At 69.4% G+C, this 16,620-nt stretch carries 11 protein-coding genes; 5 read left to right on the forward strand and 6 right to left on the reverse strand.

The annotated features are described in order from the left end of the window. Positions 1 to 98: 98 nt before the first annotated feature. Together ACFVBH_RS38270 and ACFVBH_RS38275 are read right to left on the reverse strand one after the other, a co-directional pair. On the reverse strand, positions 99 to 1,097 hold the full coding sequence (locus tag ACFVBH_RS38270; protein ID WP_354984997.1) for an alpha/beta hydrolase-fold protein: 999 nt from the start codon (positions 1,095 to 1,097) through the stop codon (positions 99 to 101). A gap of 171 nt (positions 1,098 to 1,268) precedes the next feature. Next, complete coding sequence (locus tag ACFVBH_RS38275; RefSeq protein ID WP_354984996.1) at positions 1,269 to 1,802, reverse strand: RDD family protein; 534 nt, start codon at positions 1,800 to 1,802, stop codon at positions 1,269 to 1,271. A 482-nt stretch (positions 1,803 to 2,284) separates the two neighbouring features. On the opposite strand from ACFVBH_RS38275, the gene glnA reads away from it, so the two are divergent. From glnA to ACFVBH_RS38300, 5 genes are all read left to right on the forward strand, one after another. Further along, positions 2,285 to 3,721, forward strand: a complete 1,437-nt coding sequence (glnA, locus tag ACFVBH_RS38280; RefSeq protein WP_354984995.1) for a type I glutamate--ammonia ligase — start codon at positions 2,285 to 2,287, stop codon at positions 3,719 to 3,721. A 298-nt stretch (positions 3,722 to 4,019) separates the two neighbouring features. Further along, positions 4,020 to 5,207 (forward strand): lipase family protein, encoded by a 1,188-nt coding sequence (locus ACFVBH_RS38285; RefSeq protein ID WP_379010790.1) that lies wholly within the window; start codon positions 4,020 to 4,022, stop codon positions 5,205 to 5,207. A 118-nt stretch (positions 5,208 to 5,325) separates the two neighbouring features. Next, positions 5,326 to 5,706, forward strand: a complete 381-nt coding sequence (locus tag ACFVBH_RS38290; protein WP_354984993.1) for a hypothetical protein — start codon at positions 5,326 to 5,328, stop codon at positions 5,704 to 5,706. A gap of 220 nt (positions 5,707 to 5,926) precedes the next feature. Further along, positions 5,927 to 6,148: a hypothetical protein gene (locus ACFVBH_RS38295; protein WP_379010804.1), complete on the forward strand. Its 222-nt coding sequence runs from the start codon at positions 5,927 to 5,929 to the stop codon at positions 6,146 to 6,148. An 88-nt stretch (positions 6,149 to 6,236) separates the two neighbouring features. Beyond that, complete coding sequence (locus ACFVBH_RS38300) at positions 6,237 to 6,905, forward strand: hypothetical protein (protein WP_379010810.1); 669 nt, start codon at positions 6,237 to 6,239, stop codon at positions 6,903 to 6,905. On the opposite strand, the gene ACFVBH_RS38305 is transcribed toward ACFVBH_RS38300, so the two are convergent. The 4 genes from ACFVBH_RS38305 to ACFVBH_RS38320 form a co-directional block, all read right to left on the reverse strand. Beyond that, a complete protein-coding gene (locus ACFVBH_RS38305) occupies positions 6,898 to 7,833 on the reverse strand; it encodes a hypothetical protein (RefSeq protein WP_379010817.1) in 936 nt (311 codons plus the stop codon). The two genes, ACFVBH_RS38300 and ACFVBH_RS38305, sit on opposite strands and share 8 nt — an antisense overlap. Positions 7,834 to 7,854: 21 nt before the next feature. Further along, positions 7,855 to 8,361, reverse strand: a complete 507-nt coding sequence (locus ACFVBH_RS38310; protein WP_379010822.1) for a DUF4442 domain-containing protein — start codon at positions 8,359 to 8,361, stop codon at positions 7,855 to 7,857. Between the two features lie 158 nt (positions 8,362 to 8,519). Continuing rightward, positions 8,520 to 9,980, reverse strand: a complete 1,461-nt coding sequence (locus ACFVBH_RS38315) for a polyketide synthase (protein ID WP_379010827.1) — start codon at positions 9,978 to 9,980, stop codon at positions 8,520 to 8,522. A gap of 26 nt (positions 9,981 to 10,006) precedes the next feature. After that, positions 10,007 to 16,603 carry an SDR family NAD(P)-dependent oxidoreductase gene (locus tag ACFVBH_RS38320; protein WP_379010837.1) on the reverse strand — a complete coding sequence of 2,199 codons (6,597 nt, stop codon included), beginning with the start codon at positions 16,601 to 16,603 and terminating at the stop codon, positions 10,007 to 10,009. Positions 16,604 to 16,620 lie beyond the last annotated feature (17 nt).

Consider the following 16,620-nt stretch of genomic DNA (forward strand, 5'->3'; position numbering starts at 1 on the left):
GTCGGTGGCACTGCACGCTGGGCCTGATACTCGGACAGACTACGCCCGGAAGGTCCGGAATTCCGGATGAACCGAACCTAACGGTCGCTCAGTACGGGTCAGCGCACATGCCTGCCGAGGAACGCGACCACCTCGGGCGTGATCGTCCGCCAGTACTCCTCGGTGTGCCCGCCGGGGCTGACGCGGCCGATCTCGAGCGGCGCGGCGCCGATGAACTGCCGGCACCCCTCGACGAACTTGTCGCGGTCGCCCACCCAGACGCCGGTCGGAGCCGGACCCTGTTTATCGATGTTGCGCAGCGGGTCCAGCGCCGTCCACTCCTCGTGGCTACTGAAGGCGTTGCGCTTGCTCATCTCGTCCCAGGAGGTGATCAGACCCGGCGAGATCGCGGCGATCGCGTTGGCCGGACGACCCCGCTCGTTGCGCCGGCGACCGTACAGCAGCGAGCCGAATCCACCCATGGAGATGCCGGTGCAGGCGAACGGCTCGCCCACCGGACCGCCCAGGCGACGCTCGCTCAGCCAGGTCGGGACCTCGTCGGTGAGCATGCGCATCGGGTCGTCGTTGACGTTGCGCTGATGCCAGTAGCTGTCGCCGCCGTCCACGGCGAGGAAACCGAAGGCCGGGACGAGCCGGGCGGCGACCGCGACCGCGAGCACCTCGGAGAGCCCGCCGACGGCGGCGTTGCGGGCGTTGCCGTGCAGCCCGTGCAGCAGCAACGACATGGGCAGACCCTCGTGCGGGACGCCGGGCGGCAGGATGGCGACGATGTCCACGTCGCGGCCGCGCGCGGCGGAGTAGAGCCGCTCGGTGCGGATCAGCGGATCGATGCCGAAGACCGTGTGCGCCACGTCGTTGTCCGGGGCGGCCTGTACGCCGGTGCCCCACGCGGCGGCGGCGGTCGCGACACCGAGTAGTCCGGCGGTCGCCAGGAACGAACGCCGGCTGAATCCGCGCGCGGCACGGCGGCCGGCAGCCTCATGGCTCGTCGAGCCCATCGAATCCTCCATCAGCACATCAACAGCTATCTGCCGTGGCGCGCGCTCGAGCAGCACTCCACGGCAGATGCCCTGCACCATACCGACCCAAAACAACACACGGTGAACGCTTGGCTACGTACAGAGGTCCCCCTGAACACCACTTTTAGACCCGGACCGGGAGTTATGGCGCAAACACGGCAATTCTAATCCGCGAGCGCCGAATGGACCCGCAGGTCACGCAGGTGTCAGGGAAAACATCGAAGGAATTCAGCTGCGGCTCAGCCTGGTTCAGCGACTGTAGACCAGACCGGTGCCGGTGGCGCGGTCGTGCATGCCGCGGCCGTTGGCATCGGTGAACAGGGCCGGAATCACGAAGATCAGGATGAGCTGACGCACGAGCGCGCGGATGAAACCCACCGGCGCGTCGGCGTCGACGCGGGATACGCGGATGCGTAGGAAGTACTGGCCGGGCGTGAACCCGAATAGTGTGACCCCGATCAGGCCGATGCCGAACCAGACGAAGATGTTGTAGTTCACCAGCTCGCCCGCGATGAGCGTGAAGCGCGAGGGGAGCTCCTGATCCGGGTAGTTGCTGATGAACTTGGCCATCAGCGCGTCGGAGTTGGGCCGCACGATGATGGCGGTCAGACCCAGGGCGATGAACCAGTCGAGCACGAACGCGGGCACGCGCCGGACCATCGGGGCGAGCGCGCCGACGCCGGACTTGGGCAGACCGAGATCCTTGCCCTGGTAATCACCGGGGGCCTCGTCGCGGGGTTCGCCGTTCGGGCCGGACAGCCAGGAGCCGGTGATGCGTGACATGCCCCCACCTTATTCGGCCCGCGAAGGCGCTCGTGCACCCCCGGTACCCGTGCGGGCGTGCGGTATCCCACTGAGAGAGACGCGTCACGGACGCGTCGCCCGAGATGCGGGACGCGGCGATCGATGCGAGGCTACGAAACACAGGGGTACATCGGCGTGACCGGAAAGTAACCGGAGCGCCCGCGCGCGGTGAGGATTCTCACGGCGACCGGGCGCGACACGATAAGACCCCTATCTTTTGGGGCCCTTACCTGCACTTCGACCGAGGTCGGTGGCAGGATATCGGTGCTGGTCGAACGCCACTCGGCGGTCGGTCGAGGCGAATTCCACACCGTGGGAGACCGCCGAACACCCGCCCAGCTGTACGTGTAACACTGGCGAAACACAGCCTTGATTGCGGGGAAACACCGCGTCCATACCGTCTGGTCGCGACGAACCCATGCAGTCCAACTGGCTGGGAACCGATCCGTAAGGAGTACTAAGTGGCGTTCAGCACGGCCGACGAGGTCATCAAGTACATCAAGGAGGAGGAGGTCGAGTACGTCGATATTCGTTTCACCGACCTCCCCGGTGTGCAGCAGCACTTCTCGATCCCGGCGAAGGCCTTCACGGCCGATCTGGCTGAAGAGGGTCTCGCGTTCGACGGCTCGTCCGTGCGCGGCTTCCAGTCGATCGACGAGTCGGACATGCTGCTGCTCCCCGACTTCAGCACCGCCCGGCTGGATCCGTTCCGTGCCGCGAAGACTGTCAACCTGAACTTCTTCGTCCACGACCCGTTCACCCGCGAGGCCTACTCCCGCGACCCGCGCAACATCGCGCGTAAGGCCGAGGAGTACTTGAAGTCGACCGGCATCGCCGACACCTGCTACATCGGTGCCGAGGCCGAGTTCTACATCTTCGACTCGATTCGCTACGACTCGGGCATGAACGGCTCGTTCTACGAGATCGATTCGGTTTCCGGTTCCTGGAACACCGGCAAGGAATTCAACCTCGACGGCACCCGTAACCGTGGTTACAAGGTCCGCAACAAGGGTGGTTACTTCCCGGTCGCCCCGTACGACCACTACGTCGATCTGCGCGACGACATCTCGACCAACCTGCAGAACGCGGGCTTCGAGCTGGAGCGCGGCCACCACGAGGTCGGCACCGCCGGTCAGGCCGAGATCAACTACAAGTTCAACTCGCTGCTGGGCGCTGCCGATGACCTGCAGCTGTTCAAGTACATCGTGAAGAACACCGCGTGGCAGCAGGGCAAGTCCGTCACCTTCATGCCGAAGCCCCTCTTCGGTGACAACGGCTCGGGCATGCACGCCCACATGTCGCTGTGGAAGGACGGCAAGCCGCTGTTCCACGACGAGGCCGGCTACGCGGGTCTGTCGGACATCGCGCGTCACTACATCGGCGGCATCCTGCACCACGCGCCGTCGCTGCTGGCGTTCACCAACCCGACCGTGAACTCGTACCACCGTCTGGTGCCGGGCTACGAGGCCCCCATCAACCTGGTGTACTCGCAGCGCAACCGCTCGGCTGCCGTGCGTATCCCGATCACCGGCTCGAACCCGAAGGCCAAGCGCATCGAGTTCCGCGCGCCGGACTCCTCGGGCAACCCGTACCTGGCCTTCGCCGCCATGCTGATGGCCGGCCTGGACGGCATCAAGAAGAAGATCGAGCCCCTCGCTCCGGTCGACAAGGACCTGTACGAGCTTCCCCCCGAGGAGGCCAAGAACATCCCGCAGGCCCCCACCTCGCTGGCGTCGGTCATCGACAAGCTCGAGGAAGATCACGAGTACCTCACCGAGGGTGGCGTGTTCACCGAGGACCTGATCGAGACCTGGATCGACATCAAGCGGAACCAGGAGATCGCCCCGGTCAACCTGCGCCCGCACCCGTACGAGTTCGAGCTCTACTACGACGTCTAAATCGTCTGTGTAGCACACGATCTCGGGAAGCCCCATCCGCTCCGGCGGGTGGGGCTTCGCCCGTTTCCGGGGTGGGCGGATTGATCTTCTTCGCCAAATCGGACAAATGACCGATTGGGGCGGGGTAGCCTGCTGGCTTCAGGGGATTCGCGGGCGGCGGTCCCGGCAGGGGAGGTAATTCCGGATGATGGATCGGGTCGTATCGGGCTGTGGCGCAACGCGTTCGGACGGGGGGCGGGGGCGGCTGCGCGCGGTTTTGATCGGGGTTTCGGCCGCGTTGTGTGTGGCTGGTACGCCGATGACGGTTGCCGGGGCCGACTCGCCGGTCACCCTGCAGAGCGACCCGTTCTACACCCCGCCGACGGGGTGGGACTCGAAAGCGCCGGGGACCGTGTTGAATTCGCGTCCGGTCGAGGTGGCCTCGATGGGGCCGCAGGCGCTGGACGCCGACGCGTGGCAGCTGCTGTATCGATCGACCGACGCCGACGGGCTGCCCATGGCGACCGTGACGACCGTGCTGCGGCCGCGGGGCGGGGAGATCAAGGGGCTGGTCAGTTATCAGGCCGCCACCGACGCCTCGGCGCCGCAGTGCGCGCCCTCGGTCGCGCTGCGACAGGGGGCGCCGGACCAGTACGACTCCAGTCTGGATCTCATGACGATCGAGCAGGTGCTGTCGACCGGTCATGCCGTCTCCGTTCCCGATTGGGAGGGCCCGAAGGGCGTGCTGTTCAGTGCGCGGCAACCGGGTTACGCCATCCTCGACGGCGTGCGCGCGGCCGAGCGGTTCGAGCCGCTCGCCCTGTCCGGCGTCGATACGCCGGTCGCCGCGTTGGGCTACTCCGGCGGGGGATTCGGCACCGGCTGGGCCGCGCAGGTCCAGCCGACCTACGCTCCCGAAGTCCGGCTGGTCGGTGTGGCCGTGGGCGGGGGCAGGGCACAACTGGCCAGTTACCTGAAGGGTTTGAACGCCGGGCCGTTCGCAGGCTTCCTGCCGTCGCTGCTGCCGGGTGTGATGCGCAGCGATCCGCGGGTGGCAACGGCTTTCGGCAACCACTTGACCCCTGCCGGGCAGGCGCTGCTGGCCCGGGGTGACAGCAAATGCGTGACGGCGAATGTGGGTCAGAACGCGATGCTGAACATGGACGACTACCTGACGATCCCTTTTTCCCAGGTGATGGACCAGATACAGACCTCGATCGACAGCTGGGAGTTCCAACCGGAGTCGGCGACCCCGCCGATGTTCGTCTATAACGCCGTGCACGACGAGATCGTCGCCATCGCCGAGGCCGACCGCATGGTGGCGCAGTGGTGTGCGGCAGGTGCGCGGATCACCCAGGTGCGAGACCAGTTGAGCGAGCACGTGGCTCTCGCGATCACCGGGACCGCCGCGACGCTGCGCTGGATCGATGAACGCCTGGCGGGACAGCCCGTGACGGATGGCTGCGCCACGCGCACCGTGACATCCATGGCGCTCGACGGCGCGTAGCAGTCCGACGCCGGACGGCGACAGCCCCTCGAAAAGGGGCAAATGTCCGATACCGCCGGGGATTGCGCGTTGGCAGCATTGCCGAGATCATCCGCTGCAATCTGAGGAGTACTACTCGATGAGCAATCTCCGGACATCCGTGTCGGCCGCGATCGCCTTGACCGCCGCCGGTGTGGCGCTGGGCGCACCGCAGGCGTCGGCCGAGATCGGCGCGAGGGTCGTGATCGCCGGCGGCGGGTTCAGCAACGGCTTCGGCACCGGCTGCACCTACTCGGTGATCGCGAACGGAGCCACCGGCGCGGGCATGGACTTCTACGACAACGGGGTCCTGTTCGCCGCCACCCAGGGCGCCTCGGAGCCGAAAACCCATGTGGTGAACTGGACTCCGGCGACCACGGGCACCCACGCCATCCAGGTGACCCAGAACGGCGACTCGAAGACCATCATGCTGACGGTCGGCACCGGGATCAACGGCGGCAGCTCGTGCCTCGTCATCTGATGCGCCGGTACGCCGAATCACCGGCGTAGCAACGCTTCCCACGGAGCCCCATCCGTTCTACGGATGGGGCTCCGCCGGTTCGGCCGGTCCCCCGCAGCACGCCGAATTCCCTGCCCTAGCGGCAATTCGAGGTCCCGGCAAGACCGGAATTCACCAGCTACTCAGCCCGGCCGAGCGCGCGCTAAGCTCGCACGCCGGCGGCGAGGGGTGGTAAATCACGATGGAAGCCTTCATCATCGTCGCCATCCTCGCCACGCTGCTGGTCACGCCGACGGCCATCGCCTTGAAGACGGACTCCACGGAAAAGAATAGCCGCACTCGGCCATTCGCCCATCAGACGGCCCGCCCTACTCTGGCGCACTTCTTCAGTTCACTGGTGGTAGGCGTCCTCGTCCTGTTCGTCATGATGGCGCTGATAGCCGTGCTCCCCGCACTCCTGTGAATGCTTTTGGGCGAAAACGGGACTGGCTTGCAGCCCAAGCCGGGCAGCGGGATCTCGCGGTATGCGGCCCACCTGACATGGTATGTAAATGGGTATCTGGACCGACCAATTTCTCGCCCCTTACGAGGCGTATCTTCCGGACGTGGCGGACTTCGCCGAATTGGCGACAAGCATGCTTCAATTTCAGGTGGCACGCCCGCCGTGGACCCTCGTCGCCGGAACCCTCTCCGCCAACGCCGAATTGCCGTACACCGGAATCCTCGGCGACATCCGGTGGCGGATCAGAGACGGTTCGCTCTCGGTCGGTGGCGAGCTGGCCACCGATACCGCCCATCGCACCGAGTGGGAAGCGACCCAGCCGCCACCGTGGGGACAGGCCTTGGAGAAGGGCAAGGTGCTGGCCACCGGTACCGATTGGACGGACATCACACCCGCACTCGCCGACGCCCCGTACGCGGTCGAGGACATCGCCATTGTCTTCGATCAACTCGACTTCAGTGATCCCGCAATGCTGAACCACTTCTGCGGCGAGAACCCCAATATCCTGCTGACCTGCTTCGCGCTGGCGCGCCCGCAGTCCCGGCCGCTGGCGGCGAATACGCTCCAGGTTCCGGACAACGGCCCGGTCCATCCGGTCCAGACGTTCGTCTCGGTCGCCTTCAAACACGGTGAAAGCGGCTATCCCTGCCCGCCTATCGCTGATGCGGTAGTCCGTGTCCTGGGGCCCGGGCTGGTGATCGGCCAGACGCTCAACTGAGTACATTCCCGGGTGTTGACCGGGCTGGCCCCGGACAACGAGCCAGTCGGTGCCGGGGTGCGGGGTTGATCGTGTCGCCGTCCCAGCTCAGGTCGGAATCCTCGGCTACCTCGAAGGCCTCGAAACGGTTGTCGGACAAGACCGCATCGATCAGGGGGCGTGGGCCTGCGACGATCGTGGAGTCGAAGTCGATCTCGCTCGCGACGGACCAGGCGTGGTCGGCGGGCCAGAGCAGTTGGGGTAGGACGCCGGGGAAGTCCGCTGTCCAGCCCAGGCCCGCCGTGTGGACCCAGGCGGGGGTGGCGAGTTCGGTGAGGCTGGTTTCGAACAGCAGGAGGTCGCGGCCGGGCCAGCGCAGGAAGGGACCCTTCGTTACCGCCCGTGCGACTTCCGGCGTGACCGAGGCGGTCAGTTCGGCGGCCACGCGCGAGCGTTCGTGATCGAGGCGTCCGGGATCGCCGTCGGTTGACGCGACAAGGAAGGCCGAGGATTCGTGCAGGTCGCCGAAGCCGTTCCAGACCCCCGCGGTCAACGTCCCGGGCGTCCCGGTGGCCGCGCGGAGATGGACGGTGAGCGCGGCCAGGAGGTTCGGGTCGAACCATCCCTCCACGGTCTGGCCCACCGACCAACCGTCGGCGAACGACATCGCCGCCTCGGATTCGCCGTCGGTCAGGTTGCGCCACTGCACCAGTGGATGCATGACCCTGCCGTTGCGTGCGGCGACCTCGGCCCACGGCCAGGTCTCCTGCGCCACAACCGCGGGCAGTCCCCACTCGTCGATGACGGCGGCGTCCAGGCGGGTCGCCTCGACCGGGTGCAGGATTCGCGCGTAGGCCTCGAAACCGGTGCCGGCGACCGCTCCCGGACCGTGCTCACCCGCGCGGGCCAGGAGCCGGGCGCCACGCTCGACATCGGTGGTGAACTTCACCTCGACAGCGTAGGCCGCAGCTCAGCGCGTGCTGCGGCGGATATACAGGGACTGGGTAGCGCGGGCCACGAGAGTGCCGGTCGCGGAGAGGATTTCGGTGGTGTGGGTCGTGACCGACTTCTCGCCGGTGGCGGTGACCGCGCGGATGGCATCGAGTTCCCGCGCGGGGAAGACCATGGTCGCGGTGAGGGTGCCGTGGCCGGGCGCCAGGAAGTCGATGGAGCCGGTGGTGTTCCAGATTCGGTAGCCGGGGCCGAGCTGACGGCCCGCCATCACGGCGTAGAAGGGGTCGGTCATGGCGAAGAGGGTGCCGCCGAAGGCGGAACGGTTCACGTTGCAGTTCCAGGGGCGGACGCGGTGGGTGACGCGGATGGCGGTCCAGTCGGGGGCCACCTCGCGCACGCGCACACCGGAAAACAGGAAGGGCGGGTAGGAACTCATGAACAGCGGGAACAGCTTCGGGCCGACGGGTATCGAACGCGCGGTGCGCGGGGCAGGCACCCGTCCCGAGCTCGCGGTCGGATCCACGGGGGCCGGCGCACCCTCCGCACGTGGAGCGGAGCCCGTGGGGTCGGGCACGAACTCGGCACTCGAAGCGGTGGCCGGTGCGGCAGAGGCAAGCTCGGCACTTGACGAGAAATCCGGTGGAGTCGACACTGCGGCAGCGCCTTTCGAGTCGGGGCGCGTCAGCGCAGGGCGGGGGTGGCGCGCGGAGCGGTGCCGAGGAACGAAGGGACGCAGGTGACCCGATTCCAGGCGGGGCGTGGCACCTCGGTGACGGCGGGGGTGTGGGAGGGGGGCGGGCCCACTATCGCATGCGCGTTGGTGCCGATGATGCCGAAGGAGCTCACCCCGGCCAGGGCGCCCGACTCGTCGAGAGACCAGGCCGCACTGTTCCCGGAGATCCGGACGGCCGTGCCTTCCAGCTCGATTCGCGGATTCAGGGTGTGGAAGTTCGCCACCGGCGGGACCGTGCGCTCCCGCAGGCACAGCAGCGCCTTGAGCAGGCCGACCACGCCCGAGGCCGGCTCGAGGTGGCCGAGATTGGCCTTGGCCGAACCCACGTGCAGTGTCCTGCCGCCGTTTCGAGCACCCAGGGCGGCGACGATCGCGTTCACCTCGATCGGATCGCCGAGCGCGGTCCCGGTGCCGTGCGCTTCGAGCAGTCCGATGTCGGCCGCGGTGCGGCGGGCATCGGCCAGCGCGGCCTCGATCACCCGGCGCTGCGCGTCGGCGTTCGGTGCGGTGAAGCCGGAGGAGCGGCCGTCCTGATTGATCGCGGTGCCGTGAATCACGCCCAGCACCCGGTCACCGTCGCGTTCGGCGTCGGCGAGCCGTTTCAGCACGATCATCGCGCAGCCCTCACCGCGCACGTAGCCGTTGGCCCGCGCGTCGAAGGTCTTGCAGAGCCCATCGGGCGCAAGGGATCCGGTGTGGTTGATCGCCCGGGTCGAGCCCGGGGACAGCACGAGATTGACCCCGCCCGCCAGCGCGATATCGGATTCGCCGCGCCGCAGCGATCCGACCGCGTGGTGAATCGCCACCAGCGACGAGGAGCAGGCGCTGTCGAATGCCACGGCGGGACCGGTGAATCCGAAGGTGTAGGCGATGCGCCCGGCGGCGAAGCTGTGGCCGTTGCCCAGTGCCCAGTGCGCGTCGGTCTGCTGCCGGGCCCAGTCGGCGTAGTCGTGGCGGCCGGTGATCCCCACGAACACCGACACGATCTCCGCCCGCGCCACGGCGGGATCGATGCCCGCGTGCGCCAGCGCCTCCCAGGACACCTCCAGCAGCAGCCGGTGCTGCGGGTCGATGGCCTGCGCCGCACGCGGGCTGATGCCGAAGAACTCCGGATCGAAGTCGAGCGCGTCGCCGATGAAGCTGCCGCGCGAGGGCAGCATGTCCCACTCGTCCTCGAAGGGCCAGCGCCGATGGAACGGCATGTCCGAGATGAGGTTTCGCCCCTCGACAAGCGCGCTCCAGTAGGCGTCGAGATCGCCCACTCCGTCGCCGAGCCGCAGCCCGGCGCCGACGACCGCGATCGGCCCGCTCGCGTCCTGCTGCGCCAGCTGGGCGCGTAATTGCTTGATGGTCCGGGTGGCACGGCGCAGCGCCGTGCCTTCGTCCGCGCGCGGGCTCGGGTTGTCCATGACAGTTCTCCTGATATCCGGTGCCGTCAGGCAGTCGCCGCCTCGACCCCGGCGGGCGTGCGGACGAGTCGCTCGCCGATCGCGCCCGCCAGGGTCTCGGTGGTTCCGTAGGTCCACAGCAGCGTGGGTGAAAGCCGCAGCGCGAACGCCGATTCCAGGCGATTGCGCATTTCCAGGCTCATGAGCGAGTCGAGTCCGAGCGCCTTGAACGGCGTGCTCGTGTCGAGTTCGGCGGGGGGCATGCGCAATACGCGCGCGGCCACCTCGACAATCTTGTCCCGCACCAGGATCTGGCGATCATCGGTGGTCGCGGCGGCCCAGGCGGCGTGGAATTCGCCACCGGTTCCGCCGGTTCGAGCGTCCGAGGCACTCGCGCGCAGTCCCTGCCAGCTCTCCTGGGCGGCGGCGTCGGGGTAGGCGTCGAACCATTGACGCTGGTCGAAGGACAGGTAGCCGACCACGGCGCGATCCTCGCAGAGGAAGGCGGTGAGCGCGGCCCAGGCGTCCTGCGTGCCGAAGCTGCTCATCCCCTGCTCTGCCAGCCGCGCGCCCCGGTTCTCCTGTGCGGCAGCCAGGCCCACGTCCGCGAAGGGCCCCCACTGCACGCTCAGTCCGGGCCGGCCCGCATGCCGCCGGGCCAGGGCCAGCGCGTCGAGGTACGAGTTGGCCGCGGCGTACGCGGCCTGCCCCGGGTTGCCGACCAGCGCCGCGGCCGAGGAGAACAGGACGAACAGGTCCAAGGGGTCCGCGGCGGTGAGCGCGTCGAGGTGGCGGGCTCCGTCGATCTTGGGGCGGAGCACGCGGTCGAGCTGTTCCGCGTTCAGGCCGAGGATGGTGGCGTCGTCCAGGATGCCCGCCGCGTGGAAGACCCCCCGCACGGGAGGCAGTTCGGCACGAATCGAATCCAGTGCGGCAGCGAGCGATTCCGCGTCCGCGACGTCGGCCCGGTAGCTGTGCATCGCGGGGTGTCCCACCGGGCCCGGCGCGCTGCGGCCGATCAGGGCCACCGCACCCGCGCCGGCGTCGAGTAGATGTGCGGCCAGGCTGCGGCCCAGCGCGCCGTGGCCGCCGGTGATCACGTAGGTGCCGTGTGCGCGGAAACGACCGTCCGGCAGCGGCTCCGGGGTGATTTCGGTGACCGTTTCCGGATCGGTGAGCACCAGCTTGCCGATGTGGTCGCCCCGGGTCATGCGCTGCAGCGCGGGGGCGACGGCGGCGAAATGGTGCGCGGTGATCGGCAGCGGCGCGAGTTCACCGGCGCGGATTCGCGACCAGGCCGCGGCGAAGACGGCCGCGAAGCGGTCGGGCCGGCGCGCCATCAACCCCGTGAGATCGACCGCGGCGAAGCTTATGCCCTTCGCGAAGTGGTGCAGGCCGATTCGGCGATCGGCGTAGATGTCCTTCTTGCCCACCTCGATGAAGCGCCCGTCCTCGGCGAGCACCCGCATGCCCAGGTCGATGGCGACGCCGCCAAGGGAGTTGAGCAGCACGTCGACCCCGTGACCGCCGGTCACTTTCCGGATCTCGTCGGCCCAGGTCAGGCCGCGCGAGTCGAAGACGTGCTCGATGCGCTGTTCGCGGCGCAGGTACTCCCGGCGCTCCGCGGTGCCCGCGGTCGCGATGATCCTGGCCCCGAGACTCCGGGCGACGCCGATGGCCGCCAGGCCCAATCCGCCTGTCCCGGAATGGATCAGGACCGTCTCTCCCGGCGCGAGCCGAGCCAGGACGGCCAGTGCGTACCAGGCCGTGGTGGTCACCATGGGCAGCGCGGCGGCGACTTCGAAGGTCATGCCCGCCGGGATCGGCTGTGTGTGATCGGCGCGCACGGTGAGATGCGATGCCATGGCGCCGAATCCGCAGCCCACCACCCGATCCCCCACGGCGCGGCCGGCCACGGCGGGACCGACCGCGCGGATCACGCCCGCGCATTCGAGACCGAGCAGGTCGGGTGCGGCCGAATCGTCGGGGTAGGTGCCCGCGGCCTTCATCGCGTCGATGAAATTCAGTGCCGCCGCGTCTGTTTCGATCAGCACCTCGCCCACGCCGGGCCCGCGCACCTCGAGCGGCCGGTAGCGCAGCCCGTCCCAGAAGCGTCCGGGGGTTCGGGCGAGCCGGAAAGGCTGGGCGGGGGTACGCCACGGTCGCGGCGGGACGGACGGCTCCGGGCGCTCACCCCGTTCGAGTCGGCCCGTGTAGCGCTGTCCCGCCCGCAGCACCACCTGGTCTGCGCTGGTGCGCGCGAGCAGTTCGTCGGCGCAGTCCGCGAACCGGCCGTCCCGCTCCGGGGCGGTGCTGTCCCCGGGCGCGCCGAGATCGATGATCTCGGCCGACAGTTCGGGATGCTCGCGACGCAGCACGCGAGTGAAACCCCAGTACAGCGCGCCGCCGGGGTCGGGACGCTCGGTGGCGTCGACGGCCTGCGCCTGGCTGGTCACCACGACCAGGCGCGGCGGGGTGGAAGTCGTTCGGGCGCACGTCCGTACGAGGTCGGCGAGTTCGGCCAGTCCCCCGCGCTGCGGGTGCAGGCCCTGCTGCTCGGCGGGTGCGAGGTACACCACGGTGCCGGCCGCTTCGATGACGGCGGCGACATCCGCGAACCCGGAAGAACCGGGGGCTTCTGTACGACCAACCGCTTCGACGGGGTCAAACTCCACGGTGGAGTCCGCCGCCGTGGCCGAACCGACAACTGTCGCCGAACCAGAAGTCCCGACGGCTCCGAGGGCGGGCGAATCCGGGACCGTCGTGGAGCCGGACGCCTCAGCAGCGTCGAGGGCCGTGGCAGAGTCCGGCACCATCGCGGAGCCGAGCACTGGCGCGGAGCCGGAAGTCGTCGCAGAGTCCAGGGTCGTCGCAGAGTCGAGAGCAGTGGCGGAGTCGAGGGCGGTTGCCTGCGCGCCGTGACGGCGCAGGGCCGCAACCAGTTCGGTGGTGTGGGGCACCGGGCCGATGATCGCGAACGACTCCGTCTTGCCGCTCGCGTTCGGGACGCGCGGGGACGGGCGCAGGTTCAGGACGAACTCGCGGTCATAGCGGCGGGTGGCGGCGGGGCCGGGGTCGATCGCGACGAGTTCGAGGCCGAGCAGGCGGGCCAGGGGGGCGCGGCCCGTGTTGTAGAGGTGGATGTCGGCGGTCGTGGCCGAGCGGCGGATCGCGTATGCCCAGGCGGTGTCCACGAATCCGGCCGGGTCGGCGTCCAGGATCAGTTCGGCGATGCCGGCGGGCAGCACGGTGTGCTCGCCGTCGAACAGCGGCAGTGCGATCTGCATCGCGCAGTCCAGCAGGGTGGGGTGGAGTTCGCCCGGATGTGCCTGCGCGCGGGCACGGTCGCTGAGGGCGATCTCCGCCAGGGCCGCACGTTCGGAGCCGTTCCGCCAGTGTCGAAGTGCGCGCACGCCTCGGAAGTCGGGGCCGTAGGCGAGCCCGCGCCGGGCGCAGGCCGCGTAGAAGTCGGCGGGCTCGATGATCTGTGCGTGCGGGAGATCGGCCTCCGGGTAGGGCCGGGGCGCGGCCGGGTGGTCGAGGGTGTGCATTGCGCGACCGCGAGCGTGCACGGTCCAGCCCCCGGTGTCGGCCGACAGCGAGGCGATCTCGAAGCTCACGCCGTCCGAGAAGTCCTGGCGCATCGTCACTTCGGCAAGCGCCGGGGAGACTCCCAGCACCAGCTTCTCGATGAATCGCAGCCCCGACAGCGCCGCCGGGCGCGCACCGAGGTGGGTGCCCACCGTCGCGAGGGCGAGGGCGGCCATCATCGCCCCGGGTACCACCACCGCGTCACCGACGCGGTGATCGGTCAGCCACGCCTGGGCGTTCGGGTCGATCGGCGCCGTCGCCTGCCATGCCGTGGAGTCGATGGAGCTGGGCAACACCGGAACTCGCAATGGATCGGCGGTCGCCACGGGCGCCGCGGCGCCCTCGGGGAGCCAATGCGACTGCGGCGTCAGCGGATACGGCGGCAGCTCGACATTCGCGCCGGACACCTCGTCCGCACCGGGGCGCAGACCGGCGACGAAGGCCCGGGCGAGGCTGCGTGCCATCTCCGCGCCCGGATCGCGGTCGCGGTAGCACGACGGCAGTACGACGGGCGGCACCGCGCGCGCGGCGGCGAGCTGCTCCACGGCGGGGAGCAGCACCGGATGCGGGCTGATCTCGATCACATGGGTCACGCCGGCGTCGAACAACGCGTTCATCGAATCCGCGAAAAGTACCGGACGGCACAGGTTCTCGACCCAGTACTCGGCACCCGGTTCGCTCGCCGCCATCGGTCGCACCAGCACCGTCGACATCATCTCGACCGAACCCGGCATAGGCGAGACATCGGCGAGTTCGGCAAGCAGCGGCGCGCGCAACTCCCCCATCCGCGGGCTGTGCGAGGCATAGTCCACGTTCACCAACCGGCAGAAGATGCCGTCCGCGCCGAGTATCTCGCTCAGCGCCTCGATGGCGTCGGCGTCACCGGACAGCACGCACGAGGTCGGCCCGTTGTGCACCGCCAGCGCCACGTCATCCTCGAAACCCGCTATCGCGTCCGGGATCTCGTCGGCCGCGAGCTCCACGGCCAGCATGCGCCCTTTGCCCGCTACCGACCGCAGCAGCGCGCTGCGCCGGGCCACGATCCGGGCGGCGTCGTCGAGATCGAGCAGGCCCGCCACGGCGGCCGCCGCGATCTCACCCTGAGAGTGCCCGATCACCACGTCGGGCTCGATCCCCGCCCGCCGCCACATGGCCGCGATGCCCAGGGACAGCGCCCACAACACCGGCTGCACCTGGTCGACCCGATCGAGCCAGCCCGGTCCCGCGGCACCGGAGAGCACCGCGACCGGATCCCAGTCCACGTGTGGCTGCAGCGCTGCCGCGCACGCGTCGAGCGTCGTGGTGAACGCCGCGTCCCGCCCGTACAGCGCGGCACTCAGCCCGTGCCATTGACTCCCCTGCCCGGGAAAGACGAACGCCGTGCGCCCGAGCTCCCGCGCCCGCCCGCTCACCACCGGCGGGGTCTCGGCCCCCGGGTCGTCGGCGTACTCGCGCAGCGCCGCGGCGACCTCACCCGGCTCGGTCCCGAGCACGCCCACACGCAGCGGCAGGGCCGGAGCGCGCCGACCCAGCGCGGCCGCGATCGCGGGCAGTCCGTTCGCTGCGGAGTCCAGCAGGTCCGCGATATCCCGGCAGCGCTGTCGCAGTGCCTCCGCCGAGTGACCCGACACCGGCACGAATCCCCGGACGGCCGAGACGGTGCCGGCCCCGGCATCCGACCGTGCGACATCGTCCACGGCGCGAGCCCCGAAACCGGCGGGCGACGTATCCGGGGCCGCAACCACGGGTACCGCGGCGGAGCGGGCGGTGGTCTCCGCGCCGCGCAGCACCACGTGTGCGTTGGTGCCGCCCCAGCCGAAGGAGTTCACGCCGACGTAGGCGTTCGGACCGGTCTCGAAGCCGCTGTGTTCCTGGGCGATTCGCAGGTTCAGGGCGTCGAACGGGATGTCGGGGTTGGGGGTCTCGGCGTGCAGGGTGGGTGGGATGCGGCCGTGTTCCAGGCAGAGGACGGCCTTCACCAGGCCGGCTATGCCCGCGGCCGCTTCGAGGTGGCCGATATTGGTCTTGATAGAGCCGATCGGGAGGGGACCGGCGGCGGGGTCGCGGCGTGCGCCCAGGATCTCGCCGAGGGCCTGCGCTTCGATGGGATCGCCACGGCGCGTGCCGGTTCCGTGCGCTTCGAGGTAGGCGATGCCGCCGAGGTCGAGTTCGCCGGGCGGGTAGGCCCGGCGCAGCAGATCGCGCTGACCGTCGAGGCTGGGCGTCACCAGGCTCGGGCCGCCGCCGTCGTTGTTCACCACGGTGCGCTCGATGACGGCCCGGATCCGGTCACCGGCGCGCACCGCGGCGGACAGCGGTTTGAGATAGATCGCGACCACGCCCTCACCGCGCACGAAGCCGTCCGCCTCCGCCCCGAACGCCGCGCATCGGCCGCGCTCGGACAGTCCGCCGAAATGCGTCAGTCCGATCGAAACATCGGGCGCGAGAATCAGATTCACGCCGCCGACCAGGGCCGAGTCGATGTCTCCCGAGCGAATGGCCCGGACCGCCAGGTCGAGCCCGACCAGCGCCGAGGAGCATCCGGTCTCGACGGTCAGACTCGGGCCGGTCAGTCCGAGGAAGTACGACACACGCGCCGCGATGACATCCAGCGCGGAGCCGACCGCACTGTGCTGGCTCGCGCCCAGCCCACGTTCCTTGCGCAACGTCTCGTAGTCGTGCCAGGACGCGCCGATGTAGACCCCGCCGCGCGTCCCGCGCAGCGATTCGGCGGGCACGCGCCCGTCTTCGAGTGCCCGCCAAGCCATTTCGAGCATCAGCCGCTGCTGCGGGTCGATGTCGGCGGCCTCGCGCGGGGAGATGCCGAAGAACGCCGCGTCGAACCGGTCCACACCCTCGAGGAACCCGCCGACCGCCTGGATCCGCCGGTCGCGGTCCAGCGGGGCCTGCGCGTCCCAGCGCTCCGCCGGTACCGGCCTGATGGCCGTACCCCGCGCGGTCAGCAGTTCCCACAGCGCGTCGATGTCCGCGGCCCCGGGAAAGCGGCCCGACATGCCGACGATGGCGACGGGTTCGCTCGAGAGTGAGTTCATCGGATCTGTCCGCCCCT

It is taken from the genome of Nocardia sp. NPDC057668 (assembly GCF_042799795.1).
Taxonomy (GTDB): domain Bacteria; phylum Actinomycetota; class Actinomycetes; order Mycobacteriales; family Mycobacteriaceae; genus Nocardia.

What these genes read in the sequence shown, in the direction of transcription:
- ACFVBH_RS38295 (WP_379010804.1), top strand. Translation starts at nt 5,927, where the DNA reads ATGGAAGCCTTCATCATCGTCGCCATCCTCGCCACGCTGCTGGTCACG.
- ACFVBH_RS38300 (WP_379010810.1), top strand. Translation starts at nt 6,237, where the DNA reads ATGGGTATCTGGACCGACCAATTTCTCGCCCCTTACGAGGCGTATCTT.
- ACFVBH_RS38315 (WP_379010827.1), bottom strand. Translation starts at nt 9,980, where the DNA reads ATGGACAACCCGAGCCCGCGCGCGGACGAAGGCACGGCGCTGCGCCGT.
- ACFVBH_RS38275 (WP_354984996.1), bottom strand. Translation starts at nt 1,802, where the DNA reads ATGTCACGCATCACCGGCTCCTGGCTGTCCGGCCCGAACGGCGAACCC.
- ACFVBH_RS38320 (WP_379010837.1), bottom strand. Translation starts at nt 16,603, where the DNA reads ATGAACTCACTCTCGAGCGAACCCGTCGCCATCGTCGGCATGTCGGGC.
- ACFVBH_RS38290 (WP_354984993.1), top strand. Translation starts at nt 5,326, where the DNA reads ATGAGCAATCTCCGGACATCCGTGTCGGCCGCGATCGCCTTGACCGCC.
- ACFVBH_RS38285 (WP_379010790.1), top strand. Translation starts at nt 4,020, where the DNA reads ATGACGGTTGCCGGGGCCGACTCGCCGGTCACCCTGCAGAGCGACCCG.